The sequence below is a fragment of the Bosea sp. F3-2 genome (genome assembly GCF_008253865.1).
Taxonomy (GTDB): domain Bacteria; phylum Pseudomonadota; class Alphaproteobacteria; order Rhizobiales; family Beijerinckiaceae; genus Allobosea.
The window spans coordinates 5,083,016-5,099,357 of the sequence record NZ_CP042331.1 but is presented as its reverse complement, the minus strand read 5'-3'; the positions used below and the strand labels follow the sequence as shown (position 1 = coordinate 5,099,357).

The window sequence follows — 16,342 nt, the reverse complement described above, 5'->3', positions numbered from 1 at the left end:
GGCCCGAGATGACGATGTGGTTCCGTAAAAAATCATCAGGCTCCAGATCAGAACTGCGGCATCGCCGGCAGCTTGGGCAGCGGAATGCCGAACCACTTCTGGTTGATCTTCGACAGCTCGCCATTGCCCTCGATCTCGGCGATGAACTTGTTGGCGTACTCGGCCAGAGCGGTATCCGCCTTGCGGAAGGCCATGCCGTTAGCCTGCTCGCGCAGCGTGATCTTCGGCTCGATGTTGAGCTGCGGATAGTCCTTGAGGAGCTGGGCGAGGATGGTGTTGCTCGCGCCCATAGCCTGGACCTGGCCGGAGATCAGCGCCTGCAGCGCGGTCGCGTCGTCATCGTAACGCTTCAGCGGCGTGCCCTGCGGGGCGACGGCGCTGATCGCAGTGTCCTGGGTCGAGGCGCGCGCGACGCTGATCGTCACCTGCTTCAGGTCTTCCGGCGTCTTGATGTTCACGCTCTTCGGCGCGAGCACATAGATCGTCAGCGTGCTGTAGGGGTTCGAGAACAGAACCTGCTTCTGGCGCTCGGCGGTGATGCCGAAGGTGGCGATCAGCACGTCGACCTTGTTGGTCAGCAGGTAGGGGATGCGGTTCGGGCCGGTGACCGGCACGAGCTCGAGCTTCACGCCGAGCGACTTGGCGAGCAGCGCAGCGACGTCGGCATCGTAGCCGGCCGGCTGCTGGTTCGCGTCGGTGCCGCCGAACGGCGGATAGTCGGTCAGTACGCCGACCGTCAGCTTGCCGCGAGCCTTGATCTCGTCCGGGGTGGCGGCCTGGGCAGGCGCGGCGCCGAGCGAGGCGGCGGCGAGGCCGGCGAAGACCAGCGCGCCGAGGCCGCGGCGGCAGATCGATTTGAACAGGGACATGGGTCGTTCTCCTCTGAGGGCAGGCTGGCGTTGCATCGACGCTTGTTAACGCGCGGCGACGAGGAGCTTCTGCTCCATTCTCTTGCTGTAGGCCGAGAGCGGCCGGCAGATGACGTAGTAGATCAGCGCGACGAGCGCGAAGATCGTGAACGGCCGGAAGGTGGCGTTGTTGATGATCTGCGCCGCGCGTGTCAGCTCGACGAAACCGATGATCGAAGCGAGCGAGGTGCCCTTGATCAGCTGCACGAGGAAGCCGATCGTCGGCGGGATCGCGATGCGGATCGCCTGCGGGGCGATGATCAGCGCCATCTTCGGTGCATAGCGTAGGCCGAGCGAGGTCGCCGCCTCCCATTGCCCGCGGGGTACTACCTCGATCGCGCCGCGCCAGATCTCGCCGAGAAAGGCGCTGGCATGGAGCGACAGGCCGAGCGCCGCCGCCGTCCAGGGGTCGACCGACCAGCCGAACAGCCCGGGCACAAAGAAGGCGAGGAAAAGCTGCATCAGCAGCGGCGTGCCCTGGAAGACCTTGATGTAGCCGGCCGAGACGATCCTGAGCCACTTGTATTCGCCGGTGCGAGCGAGCGCGACCAGCGCACCGCCCAGCGCGCCGCCGAGGAAGGCGACGAGCGAGAGCAGCAGCGTCCAGCGCACCGCCATGATGATGTAGATGATGTCGGCAGATCCGAGAGTGCGCATCGTCGTCACCTCACCGGGTTGGCTTGCGCAGGAAGGCGCGCTCGATCCCGGCGAAGACCGTCCAGAAGAAGACGGAGAGGCCGAGATACATGCAGGTGACGATGAAATAGACCTCGAAGCTGCGGAAGGTGCGCGACTGGATGTCGCCCGCCACTGCCGTCAGCTCGCTCGCCGCGATCGCCGAGCAGACGCTGGTGTTCAGCATCAGCAGGATGAACTGGCTGGTCAACGACGGGTAGATCGCCTGAATCGCCGGCTTCAGGATGATGTAGTGGAAGATCTGGAGCGGGCGCATGCCGAGCGACTTGCCCGCTTCGATCTGCCCCTTCTGGATGCTCTCGATACCGGCGCGGATGATCTCGATGCCGTAGGCGCCGACGTTCACGACAAGCGCCAGCAGCGCCGCCGTGTTCGAGGACATCTTCAAGCCCATGGACGGCAGGCCGAAATAGATCATGAAGATCTGGATCAGGAACGGCGTGTTGCGGATCAGCTCGATATACTCGTCGATGATCCAGCGCAGCCATTTCGGCCCCGACGTCTTGCCGAGCGCACCGGCGATCGAGACCACCATGCCGATCGCCATCGCCAGCGCCGAGAGCACGAGCGAGTTGATCAGCCCCTGCAGCAGCTCCGGCCACGCCGCGAAGACGTCGGCGAAATCGAATTCATAGCTCATGCGAGCCGCCCTTGCCGGGCTGTGAAAGCCGAACCGCCTTCATGCGCCTTCCTCATCCAATCCTCCCGGCCAGCGTTGTTCCGCAGGCTCGGCCGATGCCGTCGCACCATCCCTACAATCGCGGGATCAGCAAGCCGCCATCGACGTTAATCACTGTTCCTGTTGCATAGGCGAATTGCCCGCTCGTCAGAGCGGCGACGCAGGCGGCGACATCCTCGCCCTCACCCCAGCGACCGGCGGGGATCAGCCCATCGGCGATGCGCGCGTCATACTTCGCCGCGACCTTCGCGGTCATGTCGGTGCGGATCACGCCCGGCCGGACCTCGAAGACGGGGATTTCCTCCGGCGCGAGCCTGACGGCCAGCGCCTTCGCCCACATCGAAAGGCCGAGCTTGGAGACGCAGTACTGCGCCCGATCGATCGAGACGAGCTCCGTCGAGGCCGAAGTGATGAAGACGATCGCGGGGCACCCAGGCCTGTCCGCGAGCATCGCCTTGGCAACCTCCTGGCTGAGGAAGGCGGCGCCGCGCAGATTGACGTCCATGACGACATCGAAGGTCTCCGGCGTGATCTCCAGCATGTCGCCACGCACGGGCGCGCCGATACCAGCATTCGAGACGAAGAGATCGAGCCGGCCGAAAGCCTGCTTCACATCCGCGACGAGGCCGGCATGGCTCGCGACCGCGGCGACGTCATGCTTGAAGAACCGGGCCTTGGCGCCCGCTGCTTCGAACACCTTCGACGCCTCGGCGACGGCCTCATCCTCGGCGATGTCGGTGAAGGCGATGTCACACCCAGCCTTGGCGAGGGCGACACCGATCGCGCGGCCGATGCCGCGCCTTGCGCCGGTGATCAGCGCGACGGGACGCGTCATCTCACTCTCCCCGATACTGCGGCGTGCGCTTCTGCTGGAAGGCGGCGACGCCCTCCTTCACGTCTTCGGTATAGGAGACGAGCGAGCTCGCCAGCGTCTCCATGATCGCGCCGCTATCCTCATCCTCCGCAGCATTGATGAGCTGCTTGACGACGAGGTTCGCCACCGGCCCGCGCTGGCTGATGCGCTCGGCCATGGCCTGCGCCGCCGCGAGTGCCTCGCCCTTCTCGACGACCTGATCGACGATGCCGAGCGTGAGCGCCGTTTCGGCGGTGACGATTTCGCCGGTGAGCGCCAGCCGGCGCGCGACCTGCCCGCCCAGCCGCTTCACCAGACGCTGCGTGCCGGACCAGCCGGGGATCATGCCGAGCCCGGTCTCGGGCAGGCCGATCTTGGCCTGCGCCTCGCAGATGCGGATATCGGCGGTGACGGCCAGTTCCAGCCCGCCGCCCAGCGCATGGCCGTTCATCGCGGCGATAACTGGCGGCTTCATCCGCGCCAGCTTGTCGAAGACGCGATGGCCGGAGCGCACCCAGCCCTGCCCCATCTCCAGCGGCGAGAGCCCGCCCCAGGCGACGATGTCGCCGCCGGCGCAGAAGGCCTTGCCCTCCCCGGTCAGGATCACGGCGCGCACCGACCGATCGGCGTCGATCGCGTCGGCGAAGCGGCCGAGCAGCCCGACCATGACGTCGTCGAGCGCGTTGAGCTTTTCCGGCCGGGCAAGCGTAATCGTCGCGATGCCGGAAGCGATGTCGAGGCGGACGGGATCGCTCATGCCGCCCTCGCCGGGACTTCGAGGCCGATCAGCGCCTCATTGAACAAGGCCGCGTCCATCAGCCTGGGCGGCTTGGGCACCAGCAGCGGGAATTCGCTCTGGGCGAGGATATCGCGCTCAAGATCGACGCCCGGCGCGATCTCGGTGACGACGATGCCCGCGGCCGTCAGCTTCATCACGCAGCGCTCGGTGATGAAGGTCACGTCCTGCCCCTGGGCCACCGCGCGCGGCCCGGAGAAGGAGATGTGCTCGACGGCCTCGACCAGCTTCTTCACCTTGCCCTCCTTCTCGATGACGAGCTTGCCATCGGCAATCGCGAGCTTGGCGGCGGCGCTGAAATAGCCGGAGAAGACGATGCGCTTGGCCCGCGCGGTGATGTCGATGAAGCCGCCGGCGCCGGCCGTGACATGCGGACGCACACCGAGCTTGGAGACGTTGACGCAGCCCTGCCGGTCGATCTGCAGGAAGGAGAGCAGCGACATGTCGAAGCCCGCGCCCTGGAAATAGGTGAACTGGTAGGGCGAGGGCACGATCGCCTCGGCATTGGAGGCGCAGCCGAACTGGAATTCGAGCAGCGGCACGCCGCCGACGGCGCCCTGCTCGATCACCCAGGTGACAGTGCCGTGCTGGCCTTCCTCGATCAGGATGCGCGGGACATTGGCCGAGATGCCGAAGCCGATATTGACGGCATCGCCGTAACGCAGTTCCTGCGCCACGCGCCGCGCGATCACCTTGGCGACGTCGAAGGCCGGTGTCTCGAAGCTCGACAGCGGCCGCCGCACCTCGCCGGAGATGGCGGGATCGTAGACCGTCTGCGTCGTCTGCATCTGCTCGGGCGCGACCACGATCGCATCGACGAGGATGCCGGGCACGAAGACGGCTTGCGTGTTGAGGCTGCCGGCCTCGACCACGCGCTTCACCTGCGCGATGACGATGCCGCCGTTGTTGCGCACCGCCAGCGCCTGATCGAGCGGGCCGAGATAACCGCCCTCATGCTCGTAGGAGAGGTTGCCGCGCTCATCGGCCGTGGTGGCGCGGATGATCGCGACCTTCGGCACGATGCTGCGGAAATAGAGCCAGTCCTCGCCGTCGAACTCCATCCGGCTGACGATCGGCTCGGCTGCGGCCCGCGCATTCATCGCGCAGCCCTGATGCTTCGGGTCGACGAAGGTGTCCATGCCGATCTTGGTCAGCACGCCCGGCCGCTTGGCCGCGGCCTCGCGATGCATGTCGAAGAGGATGCCGCTCGGGATGTTGTAGGCCGGGATCTGGTCGCCCGTAACCATCTTCCAGATTTCCGGCGGCTCGGCCGAGGACGGGCCGGATGGGTACGAGCCGCCCATGATCCGCGCCAGCAGGCCGGGCTTGGCGAGATGGTCGATGCCCTTGACGCCCCACATGTCGCCGGCCGCGATCGGATGCAGCGTCGTCAGATTGCGCGGATGGCCCGAGGTGTCGAAGCGCCGACCGATCGCCGCCAGCACAGCATCGGGACAGCCGAGCCCCGAGGAGGAGGATACCGTGACGATCGCATCGTCCGGGATCAGGGCAGCGGCTTCGTCGGCGGAAAGGATGCGGGGAAAGGCCATGGGTCTGTCTCTTGGAGAAGGTTTCAGCCGGCGGCGGCGAGCGCGCGCTGATAGGCGCCGCAGGATTCACGGATGACGAGGTTGGCGGGGCCGATGAAGCTTTCCGGCTCCATCGCGGGATCATTGATCTGCTTGAGCAGCAGGGCCGCGGCGCGTTCACCGAGGCCGACGGGATCGACCGCGACGGTGGTCAGCGCCGGCGAGACATGGCGCGCCTCGCTGGTGTCGTCGAAGCCGACCACAGCGATATCGCGCCCGACGACGAGGCCGTGCCGGGCCGCCGCCAGCATCGCGCCGATGGCAACGACGTCGTTGTAGCAGACCACGGCAGTCGGACGGTCGGCGAGCGAGAGCATGGCGCTCATCGCACTAAAGCCACCGTCGCGCGTCGGCATGCTTTCGAGGTTGAGCGCCGGATCGACGCTGCGGCCCGCCGCTTCCATGGCCGCGAGGAAGCCGCCATGTCGCTCCTGCCGGACGACCATCGAATGCATGCCGCCGAGATAGGCGATGCGCTCATGGCCGAGATTGATGAGATGGCGGGTGACGCGGCTCGCCCCGGCCAGGTTTTCCGGCACGACATGGCTGACCTCCGCACCAGGCAGGCGGCGGATCGCCACCAGCAGCGCCGTATCGGCCGCCCTGATCCAGTCGAGATGCTCGGGGCGCGTATCCAGCGCAGGACAAAGAATGATGCCGCCGGCGCCGTGCTCGCGCATCATCCGCATCACCTGCTCCTGCCGCACCACGCTTTCAGCGGTGTTGGCCATGAAGGCGACATAGCCCGCCATCTGCAGCACCTTCTCCACCCCGATCGCGAATTCGGCGAAGAACGGGTTGGAGAGGTCGTTGAGGACGAGTCCGACGATGCGGGACTGCGCATTGCGCAGATTGGCGGCGCCGCGATTATAGACATAGCCCAGCCGGTCCATGACCTGCAGGACATGCTGGCGGGTCTCGGACTTCACGGCGCCGCGCCCGGTCAGGACGAGCGAGACCGTCGATTTCGAGACGCCGGCTGCGTCCGCGATCTCGATGATCGTCACCTTTCCCTTGCTGCCTTTCGGCCGCGGCATCGTTTCGTCCCTGAAGCGCGAGGCGCTGTTCTTATCTTGGAACGTTCCACTACCAGTCTTTGATTATGCGCGCAATCTCCCTCTTTAAAACGATTCTGTCGCCCTGTTAAGGCTGGAAGCACGTTTCATTAGTGGAACGTTCCAATAATTAAGATTCGGAGGAAGCGATGGCCGAGATCACCCTGCCCCGCATGGACGGCAGCAGCGAGCGTTACAGGCTGGCTCCGCCCTCGCCCTACCCCCGCACCGCCCCGGCCAATGGCGTCCGCACCGTCTATGCGGCGGCCCATGTCGTAGCCGATCCGCTGAAGCTGCAGGAGCCCTGGCGCGTCCCGGCGGTGGATTGGGACGCCACCCTCGCCTTTCGCCGCCATCTCTGGGGCCTGGGCTTCAAGATCGCCGAGGCGATGGACACCTCCCAGCGCGGCATGGGGCTGGATTGGCCGAACGCCGCCGAGCTGATCGCCCGCTCCCTCGCCGAAGCCAAGGCGACGCCGGGTGCCGATCTCGCCTGCGGCGCCGGCACCGACCAGCTCGATCCGCAGGCCGCGCGCAGCCTCGACGACGTGATCCGCGCCTATGAGGAGCAGATCGGCCATGTCGAGAAGCATGGCGGCAAGATCATCCTGATGGCGAGCCGCGCGCTCTGCCGCGTCGCGAAGGGGCCGGACGACTATCTCTCCGTCTATGGCCAGCTGATCCGCCAGTGCCGCGGCAAGGTGATCCTGCACTGGCTCGGCGAGATGTTCGACCCTGCGCTCGCCGGATACTGGGGCAGCCGCGACTTCAAGCCAGCCATGGAGACGGTGCTCACCCTGATCCGCGAGCACGCCAACAAGATCGACGGCATCAAGATCTCGCTGCTCGATGCCGGCAAGGAGATCGAGATGCGCCGCCTCCTGCCGGAAGGCGTCGTCATGTATACCGGCGATGACTTCAACTATGCCGAACTGATCGCCGGCGACGAGCAAGGCTTCTCGCACGGGTTGCTCGGCATCTTCGACCCGATCGCGCCGGCTGCCGCCGCCGCCTTCGCCAGGCTGGAAGCGGGAGATCGCGCCGGCTTCCACGCCATCCTCGACCCGACCGTCGCGCTCTCGCGCCGGCTCTTCGAGGCGCCGACGCAGCATTACAAATGCGGCGTCGTCTTCCTGGCCTGGCTCAACGGCTTCCAGAGCCATTTCCGCATGGTCGGCGGCGCCGAGTCCGCGCGCGGCATCCTGCACTATGCCGATCTCTTCCGCCTTGCCGACCAGGCCGGGCTCTTCGCCGATCCGGAGCTGGCGGCGCGCCGCATGACGCATCTCTGCGCCCTCAACGGCATCGCCTGAGGAGCAAGCCATGCACGCCCCCCTGCTCGACGCCGAGATCTACGACCAGATCCGCGACACCGCCCGTCGCTTCGCCGAGGATGTCGTCAAGCCCGCCGCCGCCGATCTCGACCGCGACGAGACCTTCCCCGCCGATATCTATCGCCGGATGGGCGAGCTCGGCCTCTTCGGCATCACGGTGCCGGAGGAGCATGGCGGCGCCGGCCTCGACACCTTCGCCTATGCGATCGTGATGGAGGAGCTGTCGCGCGGCTATTCCTCCGTCGCCGACCAGTGCGGGCTGGTCGAGCTGATCGGCACGCTGCTGACGCGCTACGGCACGCCCGAGCAGTTGAAGCGCCTGCCTGACATCCTCACGGCCAAGACCCGCATTGCCTATTGCCTGACCGAGGCCGAAGCGGGCTCCGACCTCTCCAATGTCCGCACCACCGCGCGCGAGACCGCCGAAGGCTACGTCGTCGACGGCAGCAAGCTCTGGATCCACAACGCCCCGGTCGCCGATCTCGGCTTCGTGCTGGCCTCGACCGATCCCGCCGCAGGCCATCGCGGCATGAGCATCTTCCTGGTCGACCTGCACGCGCCGGGCGTCTCGCGCGGGCCGAAGGAGCACAAGATGGGCCAGCGCGCGAGCCAGGTCGGCGCGCTGACCTTCGATGGCGTCACCGTGCCGCACGAGGCGCTGCTCGGGCCCAAGGGCCGCGGCTTCCACATCATGATGAGCGTGCTGGAGAAGGGCCGCGTCGGCATCGCCTCTCTGGCCGTCGGCATTGCGCAAGCCGGTCTCGAGGCCGCCCTCGCCTATGCCCGCGACCGGCGCCAGTTCGGCAAGCCGATCCTCGACAATCAGGGCCTGCAATGGATGCTGGCCGACATGGCCAAGGACATCGCCGCCGCCCGCGCCCTCGTCGAGCGCGCCGCGCTGCTGATCGACCACGGCAAGCCGGCGACCTCCGCCTCCTCCATGGCCAAGTGCTTCGCCAGCGACATGGCCGTAGCGCAGACCGCCAACGCCGTGCAGATCTTCGGCGGCTCAGGCTATATCCGCGGCTTCGAGGTCGAGCGGCTCTACCGCGACGCCAAGATCACCCAGATCTACGAAGGCACCAACCAGATCCAGCGCACCATCATCGCGCGGGAGCTGATCAAAGGAGCCTAGCGGCTCCAAGGTCGCTCCCTGCGAAGCGCCAGGCAGCTCGTTTTCGACACAACACCCTCGACATCTCCAGCCGATCGCGCTCGGCTGCAGGAAAGCGCATCCTGCTGCTTCAGGGATTCGCGGCCAACTCGAAAGGGGACAGGGATGAAGACGATCAAGGGACCGGCCATCTTCCTCGCCCAGTTCGCGGGCGACGCGGCGCCATTCAACAATCTGGCGGACATCGCCCACTGGGCAGCGGGACATGGCTACAAGGGCGTCCAGATTCCGAGCTGGGATGCGCGGCTGTTCGATCTCGCGCGCGCCGCCGAAAGCACGACCTATTGCGACGAGGTGAAAGGCATCCTCGCTGAGGCCGGCATCGCGCTGACCGAACTCTCGACCCATCTTCAGGGCCAGCTCGTCGCGGTCCACCCCGCCTACGACCTCGCCTTCGATGGCTTCGCCACCCAGCAGGTGCGCGGTAATCCAAAGGCGCGCCAGGAATGGGCCGTGCAGCAATTGCTGCTGGCGGCGCAGGCCTCCCGCAATCTCGGCCTGTCAGCCCATGCGACATTCTCCGGCGCGCTGGCCTGGCCCTTCATCTACCCCTGGCCGCAGCGACCGGCCGGTCTCGTCGAGACCGCCTTCGACGAACTGGCGAAGCGCTGGCGTCCGATCCTCGACGCATTCGACGAAGCCGGCATAGACCTCTGCTACGAAATCCATCCCGGCGAGGACCTGCATGACGGCATCACCTTTGAGATGTTCCTTGAGCGGGTCGGCAATCATCCGCGCTGCAACATCCTCTACGACCCCAGCCATTTCCTGCTGCAGCAGCTCGATTACCTGTCGTTCATCGACATCTATCACCAGCGCATCCGCATGTTCCATGTGAAGGACGCGGAGTTCAATCCGAGCGGTCGCCAAGGCGTCTACTCCGGCTTCCAGCCCTGGATCGAGCGCGCCGGGCGGTTCCGCTCCCTTGGTGATGGTCAGGTCGATTTCAGCGCGATCTTTTCGAAGCTAGCCCAATATGACTTCAACGGCTGGGCCGTGCTGGAATGGGAGTGCTGCATCAAGGATTCCGAACAGGGCGCCGCGGAAGGCGCGCCCTTCATCGCCAGCCATCTCATCAACGTCGCCGCGCGGGCCTTCGATGATTTCGCGGCCAGCGGCATCGATCTCGCCACCAACCGTTCACTGCTGGGACTCGATAGATGACAAGCGACGAGACGCGAGCGCAACGCCTTCCGGAGAAGTGACCGGCGCTCAAGCTGAAGCGGCTGCAATCGGGCTGAGGACCATTCGTGTTTTGCTCGAAAGGCAACGGCGTCAGGCCACCAGCACGACGACATCGTCCTGTCGCGCAAAGAAACTCTGTGAATGGCATCGTTTCAGATCTGCCTCGCGCAGTTCGAGCGTCGCATCGGATAGCTCGGGCGGATGGTGAACGCAGGCAAGGCGCCTCGCACCGGCAGCTTCCAGCAAACGCAGTCCCGCCTGCCAGGTCGAGTGCCCCCAGCCGCGATGCGGTTCGTAGTCGACCGCTTCGTCCCACATCGCGTCGTATACGAGAAGGTCGGCGCCTTGGCAGAAGGCGATGAACGCCGGGTCCGGATCATCGGCGGCATGTTCATGATCCGTCAGGATCACCAGTGTCTGCCCGCCATGGCGGAACCGAAAGCCGGCAGCACAGGGATCATGCCGTAACGCGATCGTCGCGACGTCGATGCCCGAAAGGCCGGGATCGTCTCCCGCCGTGAAGCTCGAAAAGCGAACCCGGCTGGGCGCCTGGGCGAAGCTGACGGGGAAGAACGGTTCACTGAACAGGGCCGACAGCTTCGCCTCGGCGCCCCCTGGCGTGCAGGCCGGCACGTGCATCGCAATCTCGCCGCGCATGCGCCAGAGCGGCGCAAAGGCGGTCAGGCCAATGACATGGTCGAGATGCAGATGGCTGAAAAGAAGCGTCGCATCACGCTCTTGGGCCGCAGCCATCGCCTGCCCGAGCCGGCGTAGCCCGGACCCCGCATCGACGATGATACGACGACCGGCGATCCGGATCTCGAAGCACGTCGTATCGCCGCCGAAACGGTCATAGGAGCGGCCGGAAACCGGGATCGATCCGCGCGTTCCCCAGAACCGGATGCCGAAGCTGCAATCGAGCAACCCCGCCGTCTCAGTCACGCGCCGGGCCTTCGAGTTCGCGCCTGGAAACAATCGCGACATTATCTTGCAACCGCTTGATCATCAGCCGCATGACGGAGAGCATCATGTCGGGGAACTCTTCCATCAAGGCGATGAACACCTCCTTGCGGAGCTTCAATGCGGTCAATTCGCTGGTAGCACGGATGCTCGCCGATCGCACCTCCCCGGTGACCACCCCCATTTCACCGACGATCGCAGGAGCTTCGATCCGGGAAACGCGCACAGCGCTTTCTTGTGGGCCGATCAAGACGTCCGCCGCGCCCGCGATCACGACATAGGCTGCATCCGATTCCGCCCCCTGCTCGAACAGCAGGTCCCCGGCAGCGAAGACGGTTCGCTCGCTGGTAAAGGCCAGCAGCTTGATGCGCGCAAGATCGAGATTGGCAAAGATCGGCACGGCTCTCAGCGCAGCGACATCGTCACGCTCACTGCCTTCCTCCGCGATCGGAGCCCCGGCCGCGGCGGGTTGCAGGCCGGGAGTCGGGCGCAACCTGGCACCATCGAAGACGATGGAGATATCCATGGGAACGTCGCTATCGTAGTCGCGCGCGACGACGATCAGAGTTCTGTCCTTCATCGCATGGCGAAGGCGCCGCAGGATTGCCTTGCCCTCCGTCGGGCTCAAGCTGCTCAAGGCGTTGTCGAGGATCAGCAGCGACGGGCGCTTGATCAGGCAGCGTGCCAGCGCAACCTGGGTTTTGACGGCTGGAAACAGCAGACGACCGGCATAGCCGGCCGGCTGCGCAAGACCGATCCGAGCAATCTCGTGATCCAGGCCGAGCTCGGTCACGGCATCGCGAATGGCTTCGTCGACCCGTTCACGGACACCGGCGCTCGCCTGGGCCACGCGCCCGAACAGAAGGTTCTCCCGGACAGATACGGCTCCCCACTCATTGGAGTCGTAGAAATCGATGATCCGCGCGGCATCCTGCGAAATGCGTGCGCGAAAGGCCTGGCGCGCCAGCAGGATGCGCTGTTCCATCTCCGCGTCGAGAAGGCCGAGGCGATGCAGCGGCTCGACATAGAGAAACGACAGCCCCAGGAACCGTGCCCGATCGGCCTCGTCGATCTGTCCGGCCTCCGCCCGCGCCAGGCGCTCGCGATAGGCGGGGAATTCCTCAGCCGGGATGAAGGAAAAGTTTTCCAGAAGAAGGTGGTCAGGGGTCAGGTCGGAAAAGATCTCGAGCATGGTCGCGGCAATGCGCTGGCCGACCATCGTGAGATCATCGCTCAGGCCAAGCGAACCCAAAACCTCCCGCGTCAGATCATGCTCGGCCAGCCCGGCTCCGCTGATCACCGCATTACTCGGGACGCCGAAGAGGATGTTTTCGCCGATCGTGGCGGTGTGGATGTACTGCGCCGCATCATAGGGCTCGACGGCATCCTCCGCTCCTCGCGCGGCCAGCACCTTGCGGATATGCGCCCGGATTTCCGCCATACGGGCGATCAGGACGGGAACGTCGTCCGCGTTGGGTTTGCTTGCGAGGCCATAGCGGAACACGACGTCGGAAAGGCCTACGATGTGCAGCGTGGCGGCCAGCTGAGCCGCCGGTAGCTCGCCGTCGGCTGTTCCCAAAGCCGCCTCTTCGCTCGTCGGCCCCACATCGCGATCTGCCTGCGAACCATGGCCGCGCAGACCGTAGACAATGTTGTCGCGCAGGGTTCCATCGAAGATCGCCGGCTCGCTGCCCGCATAAGCGATACAGCGCCCCCGCGCCGCATCAGAGATCGCGTCGAGCGAGACATCGCCGATCTTGAGTGAACCACCGCTCGGCGTCAGTCGTCCGCCGAGGATACGTGCGACACAACCCGCACCCTCTCCCATTCCTGACAGCCAGACATGCTGCTTCAGCGGCAGTGTCAGGGAGACCCGATCGAGCATTCGGTCGCCGGTTGCACTGACCGCGGTGAGGCCCTGCAAGACGATCACGCCGGTCTCGGGGAATGGGTTGCTGACCGCCTCTACTTGAGCGGAAGGAACAGTGAGAGCGAACTGCTCCGTAACTTGCTGAAACTTGGCTTCGACATCCAGACGCTGTTGGTCCCAGTCGATGAGGTCCTTCACGGGTGGGGGCAGATCGCGATAGGCCGCGATCACCGCAACAAGCTGGCCGATTCCGAGATTCCCGGTCAGGGCGGCATAGCCGCCGATCGTGTAGAACAAGAACGGCGTGATCTGCGCCATCAGATTGTTGAGCGCTTTGACGGCGAATTTCCGTCCGTACAGCTGGTAACGAATGCCGAACAGGGTTTCGAGCCTTTGCGCGACCTGTCCGCGCTCGAGCGCGGCGGTCCCGTGATTGGAAACCTCGTCCAGCGTCTCGACCACCTCTCCGATCTTGCCGGCCAAGGCGCGGGAGGCGATTTGGCGCTGCCTGCCAAGCCGGATCTGCTCTCGCCGCAACCGCGGAATGACCAGAACCTGCGAGGAGATCATCGCGACGGCGACAAGGCCGAGCAGAGCATTCTGTATCAGGATGAAGATGAGTGCAGTCAGGGCCTGGCCGCCCAGGAAAACCGGCTGAACGAACGCATCTCCGACGAAGCCCCCGATGGGTTCGACCTCATCCTTGATGATCGAGGCGGCCTCCGAAGGCTTCAGACGCTGGCGCTGCTCCGGCGTCGACAGGAGCAAGGACGAAAACAGATCGAAACGGAGGCGCTGCAGCAATCTTTCGCCTAGCGCCCCTTTTCTCATATTGATGATATACTTGAAACACCCATTGATCATGATCAATATCAGGAATAAAAGCGATAGAACAAAAAGATATGAAATACGATCTACATTAATACCATCAAATTTTATTTCTGAACCAAACAATCTAAAGCCATAATTAAAAGATATTATTGTTATAAATTCTCTTCCATTCGGAAAAGCTTTTCCCTGCAATGCATCTGAAATGATATATTTAGGCAATTCGAGAGACAGATAGTAAAATGGCAGAGACAAAACGACTATTAATATAATACCCACCTGCTCTCGATAGCTGTTCTTCCATATATAGGAAAAAAGCCAATTCACGTGGGTCATTATTTTTCCCGCTTCGAAACGCGCATCGGTCTTAGGCGCCTCAAACCATGGAACAAGAACACATTTCTATAAATATTATGGCAGAGCGATACGCTCCAGACGCACCAGCTTAGAGTATTCAAGACAAAAAGAAGCGGGCTCGTAAGCCTGCCTTCCGGTCGTCAGCGCGCCGCGAGCTTCCCTGCGATCTGCGCGACATGACGGCCCTGATAGCGCGCGCCGGCAAGCTCGTTCTCGGAAGGCTGGCGCGAGCCGTCGCCGCTGGCGATGGTGCTGGCGCCGTAAGGAGAGCCGCCGCTGATCTCCGCCATCGTCATCTGGCCCTGAAAAGCGTAGGGCAGGCCGACGATGACCATGCCCTGATGCAGCAGCACGATCTGGGTCGAGAGGATCGTGCTTTCCTGGCCGCCATGCTGCGTCGCGCTCGAGGAGAAGACGCTGCCGACCTTGCCGACAAGCTTGCCCTGCATCCAGAGGCTGCCAGTCTGGTCGAGGAAGTTCTTCATTTGCGCCGGCATGTTGCCGAAGCGGGTCGGCACGCCGAGGATGATCGCATCGTAGTCGGGGAGCTCGTCGACCGTTGCGATTGGTGCGGCCTGATCGAGCTTGAACCCCGATTTGCGGGCAATCTCCTCCGGCACAAGCTCCGGCACGCGTTTGACGACCGCTTCGGCGCCAGCTTCACGTACGCCTTCGGCGACCACCTGCGCCATCGCCTCGATATGTCCATAGCTGGAGTAGTAGAGAACCAGGACTTTCGTCATGGGAACGATCCTCCTTTTGGCACCAGCCGCCGGGGCAAGGCCCTGGCGGCAGCAGGTTAAGGAAGCAGCGTCGCTGTCGATTGACAAGGGCGATGGGTCGGCCGCGCTAAACGTCGAGCAGCGTCGGCCCCGCGAACAGCGACTGCAAAACCGGTCAGCTTATCAGCTGGCCGCGATCGATCCTTGACTTGGCGCAAACAGCACGCTTCATTCGCTACAAGCATCAACTCCCTAAGTTGATGCATAGAGGGAATTGCTATGACTCAGCCTACAAGCCCGGAGGCGTCTCCCTGGCTCGATGCGGAGGCTCTGATTGCGGCGCGAGCGCGCGCGAACATCATCGAACTGAGCCGCCAGGCCGAAACCGCCGTCGTCCAGCCCCGGGATGCCGGTGCATTTCCCGCACAATGGCGCCTCGCGATCGCAGCCCGCATCGCGGCCCTGAATGGCCTGGCGAATCTGGCCGAGCACTATCTTGCATCGATTACTGAGCCGGCTTTTCGCAACCTTGGCGATCCGGCCCAAACCGGCAGCGACGCACGGGAACGGGCCGTCATTGCCTTCATGGACAAGGTCGCCGCCGAGCCGCGTGCGGTCGTCGCCGGGGATATCGAGGGGTTGAAGGCGGCAGGCGTCGCCGAGGCCGACATCGTGCGCCTTTGCGAACTGAACGCCTTCATGAGCTACCAGTGTCGGGTCTTCGCCGGGCTCGCTGTCCTCAAGGGAGCTGCGGCATGAGCCGGGTCGTCCATCGCTTCACCCGCACTGTCCCTGACTGGCAGCCGCGGGTCACGCCGGTCGATCTGGCGAGCGCCACACCCGAGCAGCGTGACGCACTGAAGATCACGCCGTCAAACACCAAGGTCTCGGACTATGTGCTCGTCCTGGCGCATGATCCGGAGACGCTGGCAGTGCGCTCGCCACTGTTCAACGCGATCATGTACGATCCCGGCGGCATGAGCCGGGCCGAGCGCGAGCTCGGCGCCATCGGCGCCTCGATCGTCAATCGCTGCATCTATTGCGCTGCTGTGCATGCCTCGCGCCATGCACAGCTCAGCAAGGACACCGCAGTCACCGACGAGCTCTTCGCGCGTGGCGAGCAGGCAAAGCTCTCGCCGCGCGACCAGGCGATCTTCGACTTCTCGGTCAAGCTCTCGCAATCGCCGCCGACGGTCACCGAGGCGGATGCCGCCCGGCTGCGCGAGGCCGGCGTCAACGAGGCTGAGACGGTCGACCTCGTCCTGTCCACGTCGCTGTTCGGCTGGGCCAACCGGCTGATGCACGTGCTCGGCGATCCCGTCCGCAACGACTGACG

16 protein-coding genes are annotated in these 16,342 nt (G+C 64.5%); 6 read left to right on the top strand and 10 right to left on the bottom strand.

Annotated elements, in window-relative coordinates:
* Positions 1–47 precede the first annotated feature (47 nt).
* From FQV39_RS23520 to FQV39_RS23490, 7 genes are all read right to left on the bottom strand, one after another.
* On the bottom strand, positions 48–869 hold the full coding sequence (locus FQV39_RS23520; RefSeq protein ID WP_149132505.1) for a transporter substrate-binding domain-containing protein: 822 nt from the start codon (positions 867–869) through the stop codon (positions 48–50).
* 45 nt (positions 870–914) lie between these two features.
* Positions 915–1,565 (bottom strand): amino acid ABC transporter permease, encoded by a 651-nt coding sequence (locus FQV39_RS23515; RefSeq protein ID WP_149132504.1) that lies wholly within the window; start codon positions 1,563–1,565, stop codon positions 915–917.
* A gap of 10 nt (positions 1,566–1,575) precedes the next feature.
* Entirely contained in the window at positions 1,576–2,244 is a 669-nt protein-coding gene (locus tag FQV39_RS23510) for an amino acid ABC transporter permease (protein WP_149132503.1), read from the bottom strand.
* Positions 2,245–2,356: 112 nt separating this feature from the next.
* Positions 2,357–3,118: a 3-ketoacyl-ACP reductase gene (locus FQV39_RS23505; protein WP_149132502.1), complete on the bottom strand. Its 762-nt coding sequence runs from the start codon at positions 3,116–3,118 to the stop codon at positions 2,357–2,359.
* 1 nt (position 3,119) lies between these two features.
* Positions 3,120–3,893 (bottom strand): enoyl-CoA hydratase/isomerase family protein, encoded by a 774-nt coding sequence (locus FQV39_RS23500; RefSeq protein WP_149132501.1) that lies wholly within the window; start codon positions 3,891–3,893, stop codon positions 3,120–3,122.
* On the bottom strand, positions 3,890–5,482 hold the full coding sequence (locus FQV39_RS23495; protein WP_149132500.1) for an acyl CoA:acetate/3-ketoacid CoA transferase: 1,593 nt from the start codon (positions 5,480–5,482) through the stop codon (positions 3,890–3,892). Before FQV39_RS23495 ends, FQV39_RS23500 begins: the two co-directional genes overlap by 4 nt.
* 23 nt (positions 5,483–5,505) lie before the next feature.
* A complete protein-coding gene (locus FQV39_RS23490; RefSeq protein ID WP_149132499.1) occupies positions 5,506–6,558 on the bottom strand; it encodes a LacI family DNA-binding transcriptional regulator in 1,053 nt (350 codons plus the stop codon).
* Positions 6,559–6,725: 167 nt separating this feature from the next.
* Here FQV39_RS23490 and FQV39_RS23485 point away from each other — a divergent pair, with 167 nt between their 5' ends.
* From FQV39_RS23485 to FQV39_RS23475, 3 genes are all read left to right on the top strand, one after another.
* Positions 6,726–7,889 (top strand): dihydrodipicolinate synthase family protein, encoded by a 1,164-nt coding sequence (locus tag FQV39_RS23485; protein ID WP_149132498.1) that lies wholly within the window; start codon positions 6,726–6,728, stop codon positions 7,887–7,889.
* A gap of 10 nt (positions 7,890–7,899) precedes the next feature.
* Positions 7,900–9,045: an acyl-CoA dehydrogenase family protein gene (locus FQV39_RS23480; RefSeq protein WP_248313115.1), complete on the top strand. Its 1,146-nt coding sequence runs from the start codon at positions 7,900–7,902 to the stop codon at positions 9,043–9,045.
* Positions 9,046–9,189: 144 nt separating this feature from the next.
* Positions 9,190–10,248 (top strand): sugar phosphate isomerase/epimerase family protein, encoded by a 1,059-nt coding sequence (locus FQV39_RS23475; protein ID WP_149132497.1) that lies wholly within the window; start codon positions 9,190–9,192, stop codon positions 10,246–10,248.
* A 111-nt stretch (positions 10,249–10,359) separates the two neighbouring features.
* Here FQV39_RS23475 and FQV39_RS23470 read toward each other — a convergent pair whose 3' ends face one another.
* From FQV39_RS23470 to wrbA, 3 genes are all read right to left on the bottom strand, one after another.
* The gene (locus FQV39_RS23470) at positions 10,360–11,211 is read right to left on the bottom strand and encodes an MBL fold metallo-hydrolase (protein ID WP_187640033.1); all 852 of its coding nucleotides are present in this window, start codon (positions 11,209–11,211) and stop codon (positions 10,360–10,362) included.
* Positions 11,204–14,263, bottom strand: a complete 3,060-nt coding sequence (locus tag FQV39_RS23465) for a cyclic nucleotide-binding domain-containing protein (protein WP_149132495.1) — start codon at positions 14,261–14,263, stop codon at positions 11,204–11,206. The genes FQV39_RS23470 and FQV39_RS23465 overlap by 8 nt, the downstream gene beginning before the upstream one ends.
* Before the next feature lie 161 nt (positions 14,264–14,424).
* Positions 14,425–15,027, bottom strand: a complete 603-nt coding sequence (wrbA, locus tag FQV39_RS23460) for an NAD(P)H:quinone oxidoreductase (protein WP_149132494.1) — start codon at positions 15,025–15,027, stop codon at positions 14,425–14,427.
* Between wrbA and FQV39_RS23455 the strand changes: the two genes are divergently transcribed.
* From FQV39_RS23455 to FQV39_RS23445, 3 genes are all read left to right on the top strand, one after another.
* Positions 15,026–15,214: a hypothetical protein gene (locus FQV39_RS23455; RefSeq protein WP_149132493.1), complete on the top strand. Its 189-nt coding sequence runs from the start codon at positions 15,026–15,028 to the stop codon at positions 15,212–15,214. The genes wrbA and FQV39_RS23455 overlap by 2 nt on opposite strands.
* Positions 15,215–15,285: 71 nt before the next feature.
* A complete protein-coding gene (locus tag FQV39_RS23450; protein ID WP_149132492.1) occupies positions 15,286–15,765 on the top strand; it encodes a hypothetical protein in 480 nt (159 codons plus the stop codon).
* On the top strand, positions 15,762–16,340 hold the full coding sequence (locus FQV39_RS23445; protein ID WP_149132491.1) for a peroxidase-related enzyme: 579 nt from the start codon (positions 15,762–15,764) through the stop codon (positions 16,338–16,340). The genes FQV39_RS23450 and FQV39_RS23445 overlap by 4 nt, the downstream gene beginning before the upstream one ends.
* Positions 16,341–16,342 lie beyond the last annotated feature (2 nt).

What these genes read in the sequence shown, in the direction of transcription:
- FQV39_RS23505 (WP_149132502.1), bottom strand. Translation starts at nt 3,118, where the DNA reads ATGACGCGTCCCGTCGCGCTGATCACCGGCGCAAGGCGCGGCATCGGC.
- FQV39_RS23510 (WP_149132503.1), bottom strand. Translation starts at nt 2,244, where the DNA reads ATGAGCTATGAATTCGATTTCGCCGACGTCTTCGCGGCGTGGCCGGAG.
- FQV39_RS23520 (WP_149132505.1), bottom strand. Translation starts at nt 869, where the DNA reads ATGTCCCTGTTCAAATCGATCTGCCGCCGCGGCCTCGGCGCGCTGGTC.
- FQV39_RS23515 (WP_149132504.1), bottom strand. Translation starts at nt 1,565, where the DNA reads ATGCGCACTCTCGGATCTGCCGACATCATCTACATCATCATGGCGGTG.
- FQV39_RS23475 (WP_149132497.1), top strand. Translation starts at nt 9,190, where the DNA reads ATGAAGACGATCAAGGGACCGGCCATCTTCCTCGCCCAGTTCGCGGGC.
- FQV39_RS23450 (WP_149132492.1), top strand. Translation starts at nt 15,286, where the DNA reads ATGACTCAGCCTACAAGCCCGGAGGCGTCTCCCTGGCTCGATGCGGAG.
- FQV39_RS23490 (WP_149132499.1), bottom strand. Translation starts at nt 6,558, where the DNA reads ATGCCGCGGCCGAAAGGCAGCAAGGGAAAGGTGACGATCATCGAGATC.
- FQV39_RS23465 (WP_149132495.1), bottom strand. Translation starts at nt 14,263, where the DNA reads ATGACCCACGTGAATTGGCTTTTTTCCTATATATGGAAGAACAGCTAT.
- FQV39_RS23485 (WP_149132498.1), top strand. Translation starts at nt 6,726, where the DNA reads ATGGCCGAGATCACCCTGCCCCGCATGGACGGCAGCAGCGAGCGTTAC.
- FQV39_RS23495 (WP_149132500.1), bottom strand. Translation starts at nt 5,482, where the DNA reads ATGGCCTTTCCCCGCATCCTTTCCGCCGACGAAGCCGCTGCCCTGATC.
- wrbA (WP_149132494.1), bottom strand. Translation starts at nt 15,027, where the DNA reads ATGACGAAAGTCCTGGTTCTCTACTACTCCAGCTATGGACATATCGAG.
- FQV39_RS23500 (WP_149132501.1), bottom strand. Translation starts at nt 3,893, where the DNA reads ATGAGCGATCCCGTCCGCCTCGACATCGCTTCCGGCATCGCGACGATT.
- FQV39_RS23480 (WP_248313115.1), top strand. Translation starts at nt 7,900, where the DNA reads ATGCACGCCCCCCTGCTCGACGCCGAGATCTACGACCAGATCCGCGAC.
- FQV39_RS23455 (WP_149132493.1), top strand. Translation starts at nt 15,026, where the DNA reads ATGGGAACGATCCTCCTTTTGGCACCAGCCGCCGGGGCAAGGCCCTGG.
- FQV39_RS23445 (WP_149132491.1), top strand. Translation starts at nt 15,762, where the DNA reads ATGAGCCGGGTCGTCCATCGCTTCACCCGCACTGTCCCTGACTGGCAG.